At 55.5% G+C, this 247-nt stretch carries 1 protein-coding gene; it reads left to right on the forward strand.

Translation table 11 applies throughout. From position 1 onward, the window contains the following. Positions 1-247, forward strand: a 247-nt coding sequence (locus EOD29_RS34045) for an ATP-binding protein (protein WP_245475525.1), incomplete at both ends; no start/stop codon positions are given.

Here is a 247-nt window from a genome sequence, read left to right on the forward strand (position 1 = left end):
CGCGGATAATGGAAGCGGTATTTCTCCGGAAACGCTGCCTCATATCTTTGAACCATTTTTCACCACGAAGGCCGCCATTGGCGGCACCGGGCTCGGCTTGGCGGCTGTCCACGGTCTGGTCACTGCGATGGACGGACGGATCAACGTCACGAGCAGTCCTGGAATGGGTACGTCATTTGAAGTCTATTTTCCCCATTCGTCACTTCCGCCAACGCCCACCAGTCAATTTTTAGTTGCTCCGCACGTG

The sequence above is a fragment of the Mesorhizobium sp. M1A.T.Ca.IN.004.03.1.1 genome, assembly GCF_003997555.1.
GTDB lineage: Bacteria > Pseudomonadota > Alphaproteobacteria > Rhizobiales > Rhizobiaceae > Mesorhizobium.